Annotated in this window: 14 protein-coding genes; 8 read left to right on the top strand and 6 right to left on the bottom strand. The window is 71.8% G+C overall.

All coding sequences use genetic code 11. The features are described 5' to 3' along the window. Window positions 1-25: 25 nt before the first annotated feature. The 3 genes from P2T62_RS22060 to P2T62_RS22050 form a co-directional block, all read right to left on the bottom strand. Entirely contained in the window at window positions 26-1,264 is a 1,239-nt protein-coding gene (locus P2T62_RS22060; protein ID WP_276259183.1) for a mandelate racemase/muconate lactonizing enzyme family protein, read from the bottom strand. Window positions 1,265-1,361: 97 nt separating this feature from the next. After that, window positions 1,362-2,276: a dihydrodipicolinate synthase family protein gene (locus tag P2T62_RS22055; RefSeq protein ID WP_276259182.1), complete on the bottom strand. Its 915-nt coding sequence runs from the start codon at window positions 2,274-2,276 to the stop codon at window positions 1,362-1,364. Window positions 2,277-2,354: 78 nt separating this feature from the next. After that, entirely contained in the window at window positions 2,355-2,780 is a 426-nt protein-coding gene (locus P2T62_RS22050; protein WP_276259181.1) for an HIT family protein, read from the bottom strand. A gap of 88 nt (window positions 2,781-2,868) precedes the next feature. Between P2T62_RS22050 and P2T62_RS22045 the strand changes: the two genes are divergently transcribed. The 3 genes from P2T62_RS22045 (at window position 2,869) to P2T62_RS22035 (ending at window position 5,285) form a co-directional block, all read left to right on the top strand. After that, entirely contained in the window at window positions 2,869-3,717 is an 849-nt protein-coding gene (locus P2T62_RS22045; RefSeq protein WP_276259180.1) for a hypothetical protein, read from the top strand. 71 nt (window positions 3,718-3,788) lie between these two features. After that, window positions 3,789-4,703 (top strand): amidohydrolase family protein, encoded by a 915-nt coding sequence (locus tag P2T62_RS22040; protein ID WP_276259179.1) that lies wholly within the window; start codon window positions 3,789-3,791, stop codon window positions 4,701-4,703. A 123-nt stretch (window positions 4,704-4,826) separates the two neighbouring features. Further along, window positions 4,827-5,285 carry a YbhB/YbcL family Raf kinase inhibitor-like protein gene (locus tag P2T62_RS22035; protein ID WP_276259178.1) on the top strand — a complete coding sequence of 153 codons (459 nt, stop codon included), beginning with the start codon at window positions 4,827-4,829 and terminating at the stop codon, window positions 5,283-5,285. A 38-nt stretch (window positions 5,286-5,323) separates the two neighbouring features. Here P2T62_RS22035 and P2T62_RS22030 read toward each other — a convergent pair whose 3' ends face one another. The 3 genes from P2T62_RS22030 to P2T62_RS22020 all read right to left on the bottom strand — a co-directional run bounded on the left by P2T62_RS22030 (window position 5,324) and on the right by P2T62_RS22020 (window position 9,003). Further along, window positions 5,324-5,851, bottom strand: a complete 528-nt coding sequence (locus P2T62_RS22030; RefSeq protein WP_276259177.1) for a double winged helix-containing putative transcriptional regulator — start codon at window positions 5,849-5,851, stop codon at window positions 5,324-5,326. After that, window positions 5,851-6,789, bottom strand: coding sequence for a methenyltetrahydromethanopterin cyclohydrolase (mch, locus tag P2T62_RS22025; RefSeq protein ID WP_276259176.1), 939 nt, complete (start codon window positions 6,787-6,789; stop codon window positions 5,851-5,853). Before mch ends, P2T62_RS22030 begins: the two co-directional genes overlap by 1 nt. A 150-nt stretch (window positions 6,790-6,939) precedes the next feature. Next, entirely contained in the window at window positions 6,940-9,003 is a 2,064-nt protein-coding gene (locus tag P2T62_RS22020; protein ID WP_276259175.1) for a PQQ-binding-like beta-propeller repeat protein, read from the bottom strand. Window positions 9,004-9,244: 241 nt separating this feature from the next. Here P2T62_RS22020 and P2T62_RS22015 point away from each other — a divergent pair, with 241 nt between their 5' ends. The 5 genes from P2T62_RS22015 to P2T62_RS21995 all read left to right on the top strand — a co-directional run bounded on the left by P2T62_RS22015 (window position 9,245) and on the right by P2T62_RS21995 (window position 15,064). Next, complete coding sequence (locus P2T62_RS22015) at window positions 9,245-10,222, top strand: DUF5787 family protein (RefSeq protein WP_276259174.1); 978 nt, start codon at window positions 9,245-9,247, stop codon at window positions 10,220-10,222. Between the two features lie 165 nt (window positions 10,223-10,387). After that, complete coding sequence (locus P2T62_RS22010) at window positions 10,388-11,410, top strand: hypothetical protein (RefSeq protein WP_276259173.1); 1,023 nt, start codon at window positions 10,388-10,390, stop codon at window positions 11,408-11,410. A gap of 47 nt (window positions 11,411-11,457) precedes the next feature. Next, window positions 11,458-12,852 (top strand): aryl-sulfate sulfotransferase, encoded by a 1,395-nt coding sequence (locus P2T62_RS22005; protein ID WP_276259172.1) that lies wholly within the window; start codon window positions 11,458-11,460, stop codon window positions 12,850-12,852. 60 nt (window positions 12,853-12,912) lie between these two features. Continuing rightward, window positions 12,913-13,467 carry an orotate phosphoribosyltransferase gene (gene pyrE / locus P2T62_RS22000; RefSeq protein ID WP_276259171.1) on the top strand — a complete coding sequence of 185 codons (555 nt, stop codon included), beginning with the start codon at window positions 12,913-12,915 and terminating at the stop codon, window positions 13,465-13,467. A gap of 136 nt (window positions 13,468-13,603) precedes the next feature. Further along, a complete protein-coding gene (locus P2T62_RS21995) occupies window positions 13,604-15,064 on the top strand; it encodes an NCS2 family permease (RefSeq protein WP_276259170.1) in 1,461 nt (486 codons plus the stop codon). Window positions 15,065-15,210: the final 146 nt, after the last annotated feature.

Below are 15,210 nucleotides of genomic sequence, written 5' to 3'. Positions count from 1 at the left end.
TGAGTGTGGGGGATTATCGAGTAATCTACTCGGGATCGAACAGCGTCTCCCCCTCGACCATGTGCTCGGCGACGGTGTCCAGGTCCAGCGTGACGCCGAGGCCCGGGTCCTCGGGGACGGTGATCCGACCGTCTTCGATGACCGGTTCCGAGACGAGGTCGGCCCACCAGTCCAGCTCGTAGGAGTGGTACTCCAGGGCCAGCGCGTTCGGGATGGCGGCGGCCACGTGGGCGCCCGCCACCGTTCCGACCGGCGAGGCGACGTTGTGCATCGCGACCGGGACGTAGTGCTGGTCGGCGACGTTCGCCACCTTCACCGTCTCGCGCATCCCGCCCATCTTCGGCATATCCGGCGCCACGATGTCGACGGCCCCGTCCTCGACGAGGCGCCGGAGTTCGGTCACACGATAGCGGTTCTCGCCGGCCGCGATGGGGGTCAGTGTCGAGCGCGTGACCCGCTCCTGCACGTCGATGTTCTCCGGCGGCACGGGGTCCTCCAGCCACCAGACGTCGTGCTCCTCGATGGCGCCGGCCAGCCGCTCGGCGCTGTTGGCGCCGAACGACCAGTGGCAGTCGAACGCCACGTCCGCACGATTCCGGACCCGCTCGGTGACCCGCTCGACGATGTCGGCCTTGTGTCGGACCTCGCCCGGCCGGAGGTGGCGGTTCGCCCGGTCGATCTCGTGGCCGCTCGGCACGTCCAGGTCGAACTTCAGCGCGTCGTAGCCCAGCTCCTCGACCACGCGCTCGGCCTCGTCGGCGCAGGCCTCGGGGTCGGCCTCGGCGGCCGTGTGGCAGTCGCAGTAGACCCGGACCTCGTCGCGGTACTTCCCCCCGAGCAGCTGGTAGGCCGGCAGCTCGAGGATGCGACCGGCGAGGTCGTGCAGCGCCACCTCGATGCCCGCGATGGCGGTGACCGTCACGCCCTCGACGGAGCCCTCGCCGGAGGTCTTCTGGACGAGATGCTCGTACAGCCGGTCGATGTCGAGGGGGTTCTCTCCGACGAGGAACGGCGTCATCCGGTCGATCAGCTCCGGGACTCCTGCGCCCCAGTAGGCCTCCCCCGTGCCGACGATACCGGCGTCGGTGTAGACGCGCACGAGGGTCCACGGGAAGTTGCCGTCGACCATCGTCGTCTGGATGTCCGTGATCTCGACGTCACGACCCCCGCCGCGCTTCGCGGTGACGCCCATCGCCTCCGCCGACAGCTTCCGCATCGTGTACTCCGCGTTCGGGTCGCGGAGCCCACCGTAGTCCCGGGTCATGGTCGCGGATGCACCTCGAACCGCGGTAAGTCTTTGCGACGGCGGCCGAGCCGCCCGGATTCGGTCGCCGCGGGCGGCCGGGCCGGTCGGTGTCGTCTCACGGGAGTCCCAGCTCCTCCAGCGTCGTCTCCAGGGCTGCCTGTTCGTCGGCGTCCATCCGCCGCAGGGGCCGCCGCAGCGGTCCGACGTCCGGCCCGTCGCGCAGCGAGAGCGCCGTCTTCACGCCCGCCATGTACGGGCCCCGCTTCAGCGCCGTGCGCACGTCGTACACCGTCGACTGCAGCTGGCGGGCCCGCTCGCGGTTGCCCGCGTCGTACGCCTCGTACAGGTCCACGACCAGTTCGGGGAAGACGTTCGCGACGGCGCTCACCAGGCCGGCGCAGCCGGCATCGAGCCCCGGAACCAGCAGCGAGTCCGACCCCACGAGGAACGTGAGTTCGGGGTGGTCGTCGACAGCCTGCCCCAGCCACGGTACGTCCTTGCTTGAGTCCTTCACGCCCGCGATGCCGGCCTCGGCGAGCGCGTCGAGCGTCTCCAGCGACAGGGCGTTCCCGGTCCGGCCCGGGATGTGGTAGACGTACACCGGCCGGTCGACCGCCTCGATCACCGCGCGGTAGTGCTCCACCGCGGCCGGCCCGTCCAGCGGGTAGTAGTAGGGGGTGACGACGACCACTCCGTCGGCGCCGGCGGCCGCGGCGGCCTCGGCCCGCGCGACCGTCTCGCCCGTGCTCGGCGCGCCCACACCCGCGATGACGGGGACGCGGTCGCCGACGGCGTCGACCACCGTCGCCACCACCTCGTCGCGCTCCTCGGCGGTCAGCAAGGGCGCCTCGCCGTTCGTTCCGAGCGGGAAGACGGCGCTCGCGCCCCCGTCGACGACGAACTCGGCGTGGGCCGCCGTTCCCTCCGGGTCCAGCGACTCGTCCGCCTCGAAGGCCGTCACGACGGGTGGGACGACCCCGCCCAGCGAGAGCGGGTCCGCGCCTCCCGGGGACGGTGCGTCGCCGGTCATGCCTGCGGGTTCCCCTCGTCAGCACATAACGGTTGCGCTACTGGGAATCCGCTTCCGAGTAAATATCTTCCGCGGCTGCTACTCCCGCTCCCGGATGCGCTCGGCGATGTCGTCGAGTTCCTCGTCGGAGAGGTCCGGGCGCGACCCGGCGACGGCGTGGATGGGGCCACCGCCGTCGTCCTCGAAGCGCGGGACGATGTGGCCGTGGACGTGGGGCACCTCCTGGCCGGCCTCGGCCCCGTTGTTGAACGCGACCGTCGAGGCGGGGGCGTCGACGGCGTCCTCGACCACCGGGACGAGCGCGTTCAGCGTCCCGAGGACCTCGCCGGCGAGCCCGTCGTCGAGGTCGTTCAGCCGCTCGTGGTGGGCCTTCGGGATGACGAGTGTGTGCCCCGGCGCGAGCGGGTTCGCGTCGAGGAACGCCAGGACGTTCTCGCTCTCGTAGACGGTCCGCGAGGGGATGTCGCCGGCCACGATGGCACAGAAGATGCAGTCGTCGGTCATGGTCGTCGCTGCGACCGGGTCGCCCAAGTAGGTTCGGGCGCCCCGCCGCCCCCGAACCGACATGTCCCTCGGACCACGAACGTCGTGCATGGACGACACCGGAACGGCGGCGAACCGGGCGGCGGACGACGGGGGGGCCCGGGGAGCTTCCGACACCCACGACCCGGCGGCGCTCACCCGGACGTCGGCGTTCCTCCTCCGACAGCCACTGGCGCCCGGCGTGCTGGCGACCGTCCGGGAGCGACTCGACGGGATGGTGGGTGACGACGCCGACCCGGGGTGGCTCCTCCCGGGCCCGGGTGTCGTCACGGCGAGCCTGTTCTGCCGCGAGGGGGGCCCGGCCGGCGACGGGACCGGCGGTGAACTCGTCTGGTACGTCGAGGTCGAGGACGAGGCCTCGTGGACGGACCCCGCGGCACTCGCTCGGCGGAGCCCCCTGTTCGACCCGCCGGGGCGGCTCCTGGCTGCCCCGGCCAGCCACTACGGTCGCGACGAGCGGGTCGTCCACGCGCTGAACCCCGCGCGCCCACCTCGGCCGGAGAGCCCGGACGTGGTGCTGGTCCGGGTCGGTATCGCGCCCGGTCTCGGCACGTGGCTCGCGCGCCTGCTTGCGGGGGCCATCGGGCTGTTCCGTGGGACGGCCGTCGAGCGACGGCTCGTCGCCGCCTCCGGCGAGGTGCTGGACGAGGAGGCCATGTGGACGGAGACGCTGTTCCTCGACCGGGCCGCCGAGGGATACGGGCTGCTGTGGTACATGGAGGCCGCGGACATGGACCGGGTCATCGACGCGTACGAGGCGAGTGACAACCCCGTCGCCCGCTGGTCCGAGCGCGTGCTGGGATGGCTGTTCGAGGACCCGTCGGCGCTGCTCGACGACCCTCGTGCCGCTACCGAGCACGAACTGCTGGCCCACGTGACCGCGCCGGAACGGCGTTGAGAGCCGATGCGACCTCACGGCACGGGTGGTCGCCGGAAGGGGTTTGTCCGCTCCCTTCGAAGCCCCGCGACATGACCGAGCGTTCAGGGCCCGGGCCGGGCGCACCGTTCGCGCCCGCCGTCGACGCACACGTCCATCTGATGCCCGAGCGGCTGATGGGCGCCATCCGCGGGGCTCTCAACGAGGAGGCCGGCTGGGAGTTCCCCCACGGGGCCGACACGGACACCATCGAGGCGGAGCTCCGGCGCCACGGTGTCGCACGCTACGTCGCCCTTCCGTACGCCCACCGCGCGGGTATCGCCGGAGACCTGAACGACTGGCTCGTCGCGGCCGCCGCCGACTCGTCGATGTGTATCCCGTTCGGGACCGTCCACCCCGAGGACGACGTGCGCGCGGTCGTCCGGGACGCGTTCGAGGCGGGCATCCGCGGGCTGAAGTTCCAGTGCCCGGTGCAGGAGGTGGCCCCCGACGACGAGCGGCTCGCGCCCGCATACGAACTCTGTGCCGAGTACGACCGTCCGGTCCTGTTCCACGCCGGTACGGCGCCCATGTTCGAGGACTCGCCGCACGTCGGCATCGACCGGTACGAGCCGTTCGTCGCGTCGTACCCGGATGTCCGTTCCTGTGCGGCGCACATGGGCACGTTCGAGCACGAGGCGTTCGTCGACCTCGCGCGCGACCACGACCGGGTCTTCCTCGACACCTGCTTCGCGATGGCGACGGTCGTCGACGACTACGTCGACTTCGACCCAGCGACGATACCGGATGCCGTCTTCGAGGACCTCGCCGGGCAGGTCATGTACGGCTCGGACTTCCCGAACATGCCCCACGCGTACGCCCGGGAGTACGAGGGACTGCTCGCACGCGACCTCTCGGCGGAGGCGTTCGACGCGCTGTTCCGGGGTGCAGCGGCCCGGTTTCTCGAACCCGAGGTCGACCTGCCGGCCCCGGACGCGCGGCCGGGTGCGACAGCGTCCGAGGAGTAGTCCGGCGACCGGTCGGGAGCCGGCGCGGGGACCGATGCACGAGCCCTCGATGACGGCCCGCGGCGAATCTTTTTGACCGCGCTCGCCGAACTAGCCGGGCGACCGGTGTTCCGGTCGATACCCATGTCCGAGTTCACCCTCTCCAGCCCGGCGTTCGACGACGGCGAACGGATCCCCGAGCAGTACGGCCGCGACGCCGCGGACATCTCGCCGCCACTGACCGTCGCCGGCGTCCCCGACGGGGCCGTCTCGCTGGCGCTCGTGATGGATGACCCCGACGCGGTCGAGCCGGCCGGCAAGGTGTGGGACCACTGGCTCGTCTGGAACGTCCCCCCGGACGCGGAGCTACCCGAGGGGTGGGACCCGGGGGCCGACGGTGCCACCGAGGGGAGCAACGACTTCGACGAGACGGGCTACGGCGGCCCGGCGCCGCCGGACCGCGAGCACACCTACCGCTTCCGGCTGTTCGCGCTCGATACGACGCTCGACCTCCCGGCGTCGGCCGACAAGGAGGACCTGAAGGTGGCCATGTCGGGCCACGTCGTCGCCGAGACGAAGCTGACGGGCACGTACGCGCCGTAGCACGAGGGTCCGCGCGGCCGCCCGCACCTGCCCCGCACTCAGGCCGCCCGGTATCGCTCGCCGTCCCACCGCACCTGTCCGAGGACGACCGCCCAGTCCAGCAGGCGCTCGACGCGGTCGCGCCACACCTCCTCGGGGTCGGTGTGGCGCCGGCGCTCCCAGTTCGGGATGCGGTCGCGGAACCGCTCGAAGGCGGCGTCGGCGGTGAGCCCGTCGTCGGCTGCAGCGAGCGCTGCCAGCAGCTCCTCGGTGCCGAAGACCCGCTCGCGGAAGCGGTCGGCCAGCGCCGCCCGCCCGTCCGCGTCGGTCGGGTCCGGCGCGTCCCGGACGCGGTGGTAGCCCCGGTCGGTCTCGGCGACGAGGTCGAGCGCCCGCGCGAAGGTGAGCCACTCGCTGGCGTCGTCGCGTGCGCCCACGACGCCGGCGTTCACGACGCGCATACAGCAGTCGTCCTCGGATTTCGGGACCAGCGGGACGGCATCGCGCGCCCGGGCGAGCAGGTCCAGCGCCACCCCGGGCTCCTCACGCACCGCGTCGGGCAGTCGGGGGACGACCTTGAACCGCATCAGTCGAGGCCGAAGCTCTCGGCCAGCAGCGACTCGTCGGTCGCGCCGGCGGCGTGCGTGGGACCGCCCAGCACGTCGATGGTCACCTGCGCCGGGGCGAACACCTCGCGCGGGATCGAGCCGAGGTTCCAGTCCACGTCGTCGAAGAACTGCTCGAACGGGGTGCCGTACTCCTCGGCCGCGGTCGAGGGGACCTCGTCGAAGCGGTCGAAGTCCCGATCGACCGTCAGGTGGACGCTCGCGCCGTACGCCAGCGCGTCGTTCGTCCGGGCCATCGCGGTGGCCTCGTCGCCCGCCACCGGTGCGACCGGCGCCCGCGCGGTCACCGTCAGCACGTCCAGCGGGTCGTAGTCGAGTTCCGAGAGACGGTAGACGGCGAGTTCCCCGGCGCGGGCGGCGGTGGCGACGCTCCCGGCGATGGAGCCCGTCCGGTAGGTGGGGAGGAAGACGCTGCCGGGCTCGACGCCCGCGAGGTCCGCGACGGACTCGGCCACGGCCTCGTCGGGGAGCGTGTCGGACTCCACCAGAAGGGTGGCGAAGTCAGCGGCGTCCTGGAAGCCGGTCTGGCGGAACTCCTCCTCCTCGGCGACGAGTGCGCGGGCGGGGCCGCTCCCGAGCCCGTCGTAGCCGTCGGGGAACTCGTCCCAGCCGGCCTTCTGCGAGCAGAGCAGCGCCAGCGCCGGGTGGTCGCACGTGAGCTCGACGTGTGGAACCGTCGCGCCCTCGACCGTGCCGGAGGCGTCGGCCTGCACCGTCGCGAGGCCGCCCGTGGCGATCTCCGCGAGGAGGAGCCCGGCCTCGATGCCGCCGTACGCCTCCACGCCGAAATCGAGGACGGTCGCCCCGTTGTCCAGCTCGTGGGTGTCGATGGCGAGTTCGTCCCGGAAGTCGATGGCCTCGTCGACCAGCTCGACGGCCATCACGTTGAGACTCTCCATGCGCGGGCGTTCGGCGGGTCCAGGCAAAGGGTTGTGGTTGCGGGGGCGGTGGGGCCCGCTCGGTGTCCCGGGCGCAGTCAGCGGCGGCTCCGCCCGGAGAGATCCGGTATCCGATGCTGTGGACGCCGTGGTTGCTGTGCCGGGCGACGCTCACTCCCCGTCGTCCCGGGCTCTCGAGACGTAGCGGGCGTACCCGCCGGCCGCCAGTGCGGTGAGTCCGCTCACCACCCCGAATCCGGGCCCGGCCGCGTCGGACGCCGTCCGCTCCGGGTCGTCCTCCGGCCCCGTTCGTTCGGTCGGGGACCCGGTGGCTGTCCGGGATTCGGTCGGTTCGGGAGTGGCACTCGAGGCGCCGTCCCCGAACCGGATCGTCCGCTCGTGGTCCGGCGTCGACACCGTCAGCTCGGTCGGACCGCCGGTTACCAGCTGCTCCCCCGGAATGTCGACGAGTGCCGCACTGCTGAGATACGACCGCGCCGAATCGGCCTCGATTCCCGGCTGGGCGTACCCGGGCACCGCCGCCCGCTCCTCGAACAGACACAGGAACCCGGCCCCGTAGCCCTGGAGCGGAACCGTCGTCGTGCGCGTCCGCCCTCCGACCCGGACATCGACGGACTTCTCGGCCGTCACCGCTCCGGTGTTGTGGAGCTGGATCAGGACTCCAGGAACCGTGTCGTGTTCGGCCTGGAACGCCTCAACGGCACTCCGTGGGACGACGACCCGGCCGTCGGTATCGACGCGCCCGACGTACCGGACCTCGTTGTTGAGGCGCGCGCTCGGCGGGTCGATACCTCCGTCGGGGAACCAGTACTCGTCGGCGGGGGCGACCCCGGCTGCGGAGAGCCGACCGATGCCCACCCGGACGTTCGCCGGGCGGGGGCCGAGTTCGTCGTGGTGGTTCAGCGTCTGGTGCCGGATCCGCTCGTCGATGCTGTGGCCGCCTTCCGGGCTCGCTGCGACGGTCGGTGCCGTGACGATGCGGCCGTCGATGGCGTCCGAGGACCACCGGACCGTCCCGTCCTGGAGGTCCAGCGCGGTCAGCTCCTCCCCGCCGATGAAGACGGTTCGCCCCGCGACCGTCGGGTTCACGAGGAACCGCTGGCTGTACACCCACTCCGGGTCCGGGTCCGGGATCGTCGGATTCATCGAGGTCGCCTGGAAGCGGGCGTCGCCTTCCGGTTCCGCGCCGACGCCGAACTTCCATCGCTGGGCCCCGACCACCAGATACGGGTGGCGTGTGGCCGTCGGCCGCCCGACCACGAACGCCGACCGCCTGAACGAGTCGTCCACACCCCCCAGTTCCCCGACGTTGTCGAACGGGTAGTTCCCCCCTCTCGTCGTGCCCGGGACGCGCTCGCCGTCCCGGGCCGGCATGAACCGATCCAGCGTGCTCCCCGACGCCGAGAGCAGTGTGCTCCCGAACGCTGACAGTTTCCCCCGCGTGGGTGCGTACGGCGTCGCCGCGAGTCTGCCGTTCGCCCCACCCCGACTGACGGTTTCGCCGGTCTCCGGGTCGAATCCGGGGAGTCCGCCCCGGCCACCCATGATGTAGATGATTCCGTCCACCTCGACGGGTCCGTACTGAGGGAGGTCGATCGGGAGGTCGCCGTACGGGGACACCTTGCCCCACGACTGTGCGCCGGTCGCCGCGTCGTAGGCCGATAGCGCCCCACCCAGTGCATGATACCCGAGTACGAACACGGTCCCGTCGTACACCAGCGGCGCCTGGCAGTGCCCCGTGAGCATCGGGCTCTCCGTCCGCCACTCGCGCTCGCCCGTCTCGGCATCGAGCGCGTACAGGGGCACCGAACCTTGGTCTTCGAGGTCGCCCTCCTCCCGCAACGCGGTCTGTCCCCCCGTGTTCTGCACGACGTAGACCGTTCCGTCGTGGACGGTCGGTGGCCACACGGCGCTGGTCTTGAGCCGCTGTCTCCCCTCGAACACCCACTCCCGTTCACCGGTCGCGGCATCGACGGCGTGCAGTTCCTGGGCGCCGAGATACACCGTCCCGTTCCAGACCAGTGGCGGCCCCCCTTTCTGTGCGATCAGGTCGGGGTTGTTCGGGAACTCGTAGCTCCACTGTTTCTCCCCGGTGGCCACGGAGAACGCGGCCAGCTCACCGGTCTCGGAGGCGGCGTAGACGAGCCCGTCGGAGGCCCGTCGACCCGTGACGGCTCCGGGGACGGCGGCCACCCCGAGTGTCGTACCCGCCACTGACAGTACCCGTCGTCGGCTTGGATTCCCCCACACACCCGGGACGTTGGCGTGCGAATCCAAATACCTGTGCGTCCCTGGCACGGATCACTGCTGACCCACGTCCGGGGTTCGGGGCAGGTGTCGAGCGCCTGCTCGTCGGCTTCCGACTGCCACCCGAGCTCGTCCGCCCGCTGCGATCGTCGTTCCCCGACCACCTGCCCGACGCGCCGCTTAAGCCCGCGCCGCCCCACGTCCCTCTGTGCGCGAGTACGCCTTCGAACTGGCCCTCTGTGCCCACTACGAGTCCGAGACAGAGGGTCTCCTCGCTCGGCAGCTCGGCGCCTCCTGCCACGGCTCGCGCGTGATGGACGTGGTCGAACTCCTGCCGGGCCCGCGGTTCGACGAGCGCGTCTCGCTCTGTTCGGGGACGATTCCGGCGCCGGTCCTCGAGAGCGACATCGGCCCCGGCACCGCGCGGGACCCGCGGCGGGCGCTCGACGTGCATCCGGACCGCGTGGAGGGCATCGTCGACGCGGCGGTCGACGCGGGCTACCTCGAACGCGAGCGCCGGAACGGCCGCGACCTGGTGCGGGCGACGGGGCGCTACCCCGAGCGCTGGTGCGGCCGCCTGCGCGGCATCGAGAACAAGCCCGACCTCGGCCGGCCGGGCGACCTCGAACGACAGTTGCGGACGGACGTCTCGCTCGGACTGCTGGACGAGGCCGTACTGGCGACGGCCTCGCACGTCACCGGCGCGCACCTGAACCGCATCCCCGACGCCGTCGGCGTCTGGCGGTTCGCCCCCGACACGGGCGAGCGCGAGGTGGTGCGGGAGCCGACGCCGCTCGACGTCGAGTGGGGCGTCGAGCCCCTCGACGAGCACCCCGGCCGCACCGACATCGCGGTCGTGTCGCCCGCCGAGAAGCGCCGGGCGCGCCGGCGCCTCGCCGAGCGCGCCTTCGGAAAGGGCTGGCGCCCCGCCGCCGAGGCGTGGCCCGACTGCGCCCGCATCGAGGTCGGCGAGCGCGGCGGGACGGGGCCGCTTCCGGACTGTCCGTGGAAGGGTCGGGTCGTCGACCCGGCGGGCGAGTGTGGCCCGGCGTGCGGGGGGTTCGTTTCGGGTGCAGCGCCCCCCGTCGACGCCGCGTCGGCCCGCGCCGACGCGACGGCCTGGGACCCCGATGCGGGCGAGCGGCGGCGGCAGACCGGGCTCGGCCGGTTCGCCGACTCGGAGTGATCGACGTTTCCCATCTCCTCGTTGATTTCCTATTTTAACCCAAATATTGTGTGTTGATCATGCGCTTTGAGATGTTATCTCGGAGATATCTCCGCTTCCAGCTGTCGCTCAAGCGCCTGTTTGAGTCTCCCGGAGACAGTTATCCGTCCCGTGCCCTGTTCGGATATGGACCGACGAGCCCTCCTCTCGCTGCTCGGTGCCGGCGGTGCTGCGCTGGCCGGCTGTACGGATCGGCTCCCGACCGGCGACGGTGACGGCCAGCCGAACGAGTCGCCCGACGCGTCACCCGGCGGGTCGCCGACCGACTCCCCAGCCTCCGACGACCGTCGGGTCGCGATGGGCGAGAGCGCCGTGGTCGACAAGCAGTCGCTCACGGTGGCGAACCCACGGGTCCGCCCGACCGTGATGCACGACGCGGGCGCCTGGCAGAGCCTGCGCGTCCGCGACGGCCAGTTCCTCGTCGTGGACGTGACGGCTCGCGGCCCGGTGCCCGAGCACGCCCGGGACCTCCACCTCGGCGGGGCCGTCGACGGCGAGCCGGTCGACGGCGACCCGATACTGGTCGTCGAAGGGGACGACCCCGGCGGCCCGCGGGCACCGCCGGAGTGGGAGCAGCGACGCCTCGCCATCCCGTTCCCCGCTGTGTCCCACGAGCGTGCGTCCGTGTGGTGGCGCGTGGGCGACACCACCGTTCGGTGGCCGCTGGGGGAGTCGCTGCTGTCGACGCTGGCGGCCGAACCCGCATTCCGGGTCGAGGAGCTGTCGACCCGGCGGACGGCCGAGGACGACGTCGCGCTCGACCTGACGGTCGCCAACGAGGGTGCCCGGGACGCACGCTTCCAGATGTGGGTCTCCTTCGAGGCGATCCACGACGCCAGCAGCGCGGTCGCGCTCGACGTGCCGGCGGGCGGCACCGCGACCTACGCGGACGTGCCGCCGATTCTCGCGTACGAGGGTGCCGAGGTCGTCACGGCCGCGTTCCGTGCCGACGGTGAGAGCCAGCGGGTCGAACTCGCGGTCCCTCCAGTCCGCGGGACCGAGACCACCTCCCGGTCGGGCGACGGTGGCACGACCGATGCCGGGGATGCTGATACCGCCGATGGCACGACCGGCGACGACGGCGGCGCGACCCATGGCGGTGGCGAGCACAGCGGGACGGCAACGGGGACTCGCCCCGGCGGCGAGTAGCCCCCGGGAGCCGAAGGCTCAAGCCGGAGCGCCGACCAGGGGCGGCCGTGCAGCCCCGTGGTGCTGTCGTGTCGCTGCTCGTGCTGGCCGTCCTCGCGGGGACCCTGGTCGGCCCGGCCGCCGGGGGGACCGTTTCGGGTCCAGGTGCCGCGACACCGGCGGCGATCCAGGAGAACACGACGGTCGCGAACCCATGCGTCGGGCGGCTGGAGCGGGTGCCGAACGGGACCACCGTCGTCTCCATCCAGGGCATCGCCTTCGACGGCGGCCGGTACGTCAAGCGGCCCGCGCTCGCCGTCGGGTTCGGCCCACGGGGCGGCTTCGAGTACGCGTACAACGCGACCGCCCGGGGGCGGTTCTGGGCGTACGACGTCGACCCGCTCCCCTCGGGCGAGCTGTTGCTGACCTCGACGGAGCCGGGCGTCGCCATCGCCGAGACGCTCGACCCGGCCACCGGCGAGCGGGTCCGTGTCGAGCGGTTCGCCCGCGAGCCGAACGTGACCAGCGCCACCGACATCGACCGGCTCCCGAACGGGAAGCTGCTCGTCGCCGACGCCACGCCCGGGAGCGAGGGGCTGCTCGTCTACGACCCCCGCTCCGGTGCAGTCGACTGGAACTGGTCGTTCGAGCGCGACGGCGAGTTCCCCCGCGCCGGGGGCGGGCCCTATCCCCGCGACTGGGTTCACGTCAACGACGTCGACCGGGTCGGGCGGGGGCGGTATCTCGCCTCGGCGCGTAACTTCGACCAGGTGCTCGTGGTGAACCGCTCGACCGGTGCCGTCGACCTCCGACTCGGGCGCGACGACGCCGTCCGGACGCTGCACTACCCCTCGAACCCGCAGTTGCTCCGGACGGCCGACGGCCGCCCGGCGATCCTCGTCGCCGACGGCCGCAACGACCGCGTCGTCGAGTACACCCACACGCCCGGCGCCTCCGAGCCGTCGAGTCCGGGCGGCGAGAACTGGACGCTGACCTGGGAACTCGTCGGCGGCGGGCTGAACGAGCCCCGCGACGCCGACCGGCTCCCGAACGGGAACACGCTGGTCGTGGACCGCCGGGGCCACCGCGTGCTGGAGGTCACGCCCGCCGGTCGAGTGGTCTGGGAGGTGTACGCCCCGTGGCAGCCCTACGACGCCGAGCGGGTCGCGCTGGGCGACGAACCCGGCGGTCCGGCGGCCGCCTCGTTCGCTGCCAACCGGAGCGTGACGCTGACCGACAGCGCCGCCTTCGACCAGGGGCAGGTGGGCGACTGCGCGGCGGCCATCCTCGAGTTCGCGCCGACGCAGGAGGAGCGCCTGCTCGGCGCCTTCGGGGTGAACGCCTCCGACGGTGAGGGAGTCACGCCAGGCGCGGGCGCCCGCTCGGGACTGCGCGCGCTCGCGTTCGGGGGCGCGGCGGTGGTGCTGGTGGCGGTCGGCGCGTTCTACGCGCTCCGGGAGTGACACCGGAGGCGGTGACCCGCTTCCGGGCCGCTTAACCCACCACCACCCACACCCCCACACATGACCGACACGGAGCGCGACGACCTCGTCGCGGCCCTTCGCGCCGCGGACGCGGTGAAGTTCGGCGAGTTCGAGCTCTCGCACGGCGGCACGTCGGAGTACTACGTCGACAAGTACCTGTTCGAGACCAGCCCCGACTGCCTCGAACTCATCGCTGACGCCTTCGCTCGGCGCGTGGGCGACACCAAGCTGGCGGGCGTCGCGCTCGGCGCGGTCCCGCTCGTCGCGGCCACGAGCGTCGCCACCGGCAACCCGTACGTCATCGTCCGGAAGGCCGCCAAGGAGTACGGCACCGGCAACCGCATCGAGGGCCGCTTCGAGGACGGCGAGGAGGTCGTCGTGCTGGAGGACATCGCCACGACGGGCCAGTCGGCCATCGACGCGGTGGAGGCGCTGCGGGAGGCCGGTGCGGTCGTGGACCGCGTCCTCGTGGTCGTGGACCGCGAGGAGGGTGCCCGCGAGAACCTCGCCGAGCACGACATCGAACTGGAGTCGCTGCTGACCGCATCGGACCTGCTGGCCGACGCGGACGCCGACGTCGAGCCCGAGGACTGACTCGGCGCGAGTGCCGATATCGGCACCGAATCACGACGCTTGCAGCCGTTCGACCGGCGAACGCGAACGGAACCGGACGGTTGGGTGGTTCGATTGAAAAACCGTTAAGTGCCCCCTACTCGCGTCGGCACGCGTAATGGTACGCGAGACGCTGGCCGACTTCTTCGGCTTCGACGAGTACGACACCGACCTGGAGACCGAGCTGGTCGCCGGCATCACGACGTTCCTGACGATGAGCTACATCGTCGTCGTGAACCCGGCGATCCTCGCACCCGCGATCGTGAACGGTCCGGGGCCGGATCTGGGCCTGTCCATCCCCGAGGCACAGCAGCTCATCGCCGTCGTCACGCTCATCTCGGCCGCGGTGGCGACGCTGGTGATGGCGTTCTACGCCAACAGACCGTTCGGGCAGGCGCCCGGGCTGGGACTGAACGCCTTCTTCGCGTTCACGGTCGTCCTCGGGCTGGGTGTGCCGTGGAACACGGCGCTCGCGGCCGTCGTCGTCGAGGGCATCGTCTTCGTCCTCCTGACCGCCGTCGGCGCCCGTGAAGCCATCATCAAGCTGTTCCCCCAGCCGGTGAAACTCGCTGTCGGGGCCGGTATCGGGCTGTTCCTCGCCATCATCGGTCTCATCGAGATGCACGTCGTCGCGAACGACCCCGTGACGTTCGTCACGTTCAGCCCCGTCTTCGCCTCCGACCCCATCGCCCTCCTGTCGGTGCTGGGCCTGTTCGTGACGCTGGCGCTGTACGCCCGGGGCATCCGGGGCTCCATCATCATCGGCGTCATCGTCACGACCATCGCTGGCTACGCGGCCTCTGCAGCGGGCTACTCCGCCGAGGGCGCCGTCGCGGCGGCCGAGGCGGCCGGCGTCGCGCTGAAGTCGGGCATCCCGCTCGCCCCCAACGTTCCCATCGTCTACGACGCCTCAAGCTACGACATCACGCCGCTCGCCGGCGCGTTCGTCGACGGGTTCAGCCAGGTCGAACCGTTCTCGTTCGCGCTGGTCGTGTTCACCTTCTTCTTCGTCGACTTCTTCGACACCGCGGGCACCCTCACGGGCGTCGGGCAGGCCGCGGGCTTCCTCGACGACGACGGCAACCTCCCCGACATGGACCGGCCGCTGATGGCCGACGCCGTCGGCACCACCGTCGGCGGGATGCTCGGCACCTCCACCGTCACGACCTACATCGAGTCCGCCACCGGCGTCGAGGAGGGCGGCCGCACCGGGATGACGGCGCTGGTCATCGGCGTCTTCTTCCTGCTGTCGCTCGCGGTCGTGCCGCTCGCCGCGGCGGTCCCGACGTACGCCTCCCACCTCGTGCTGGTCGTCGTCGGCATCATCATGCTCTCGAACGTCGCCGAGATCGCGTGGGACGACCTCTCCTTCGCCGTTCCGGCGGCCCTCACCATCTTCGTGATGCCCTTCACCTTCTCCATCGCCTACGGCATCGCCGCCGGCATCATCTCCTATCCGGTCGTCAAGGCCGCACAGGGCGAGGCGAGCGACGTCTCGGCCGGCCAGTGGGCGCTCGCGGGAGCGTTCGTCCTCTACTTCTTCGTCCGCACCTCCGGCATCCTCTCGGGCTCCCTGTAGCGCGCCGGAATTGCTGCACGGGCCGTTCTCCTGCGCTCCCGCCGCTCTCGCGCCACCTTCACACCACTCTCGCCCCGCCCTCACGCATATGCCGTTCACGACAGAGCGGACGCCACTCCGGATTGCTCGTTCCCACGGGACTGGAA

The sequence above is a fragment of the Haloglomus litoreum genome, from assembly GCF_029338515.1.
In the GTDB taxonomy this organism is placed as follows: Archaea; Halobacteriota; Halobacteria; order Halobacteriales; family Haloarculaceae; genus Haloglomus; species Haloglomus litoreum.
Note: the sequence above shows the minus strand (reverse complement) of the source record. Positions and strands in the feature narration are given on the sequence as shown.

What these genes read in the sequence shown, in the direction of transcription:
- P2T62_RS22060 (WP_276259183.1), bottom strand. Translation starts at nt 1,264, where the DNA reads ATGACCCGGGACTACGGTGGGCTCCGCGACCCGAACGCGGAGTACACG.
- P2T62_RS22055 (WP_276259182.1), bottom strand. Translation starts at nt 2,276, where the DNA reads ATGACCGGCGACGCACCGTCCCCGGGAGGCGCGGACCCGCTCTCGCTG.
- P2T62_RS22050 (WP_276259181.1), bottom strand. Translation starts at nt 2,780, where the DNA reads ATGACCGACGACTGCATCTTCTGTGCCATCGTGGCCGGCGACATCCCC.
- P2T62_RS22045 (WP_276259180.1), top strand. Translation starts at nt 2,869, where the DNA reads ATGGACGACACCGGAACGGCGGCGAACCGGGCGGCGGACGACGGGGGG.
- P2T62_RS22040 (WP_276259179.1), top strand. Translation starts at nt 3,789, where the DNA reads ATGACCGAGCGTTCAGGGCCCGGGCCGGGCGCACCGTTCGCGCCCGCC.
- P2T62_RS22035 (WP_276259178.1), top strand. Translation starts at nt 4,827, where the DNA reads ATGTCCGAGTTCACCCTCTCCAGCCCGGCGTTCGACGACGGCGAACGG.
- P2T62_RS22030 (WP_276259177.1), bottom strand. Translation starts at nt 5,851, where the DNA reads ATGCGGTTCAAGGTCGTCCCCCGACTGCCCGACGCGGTGCGTGAGGAG.
- mch (WP_276259176.1), bottom strand. Translation starts at nt 6,789, where the DNA reads ATGGAGAGTCTCAACGTGATGGCCGTCGAGCTGGTCGACGAGGCCATC.
- P2T62_RS22010 (WP_276259173.1), top strand. Translation starts at nt 10,388, where the DNA reads ATGGACCGACGAGCCCTCCTCTCGCTGCTCGGTGCCGGCGGTGCTGCG.
- pyrE (WP_276259171.1), top strand. Translation starts at nt 12,913, where the DNA reads ATGACCGACACGGAGCGCGACGACCTCGTCGCGGCCCTTCGCGCCGCG.
- P2T62_RS21995 (WP_276259170.1), top strand. Translation starts at nt 13,604, where the DNA reads ATGGTACGCGAGACGCTGGCCGACTTCTTCGGCTTCGACGAGTACGAC.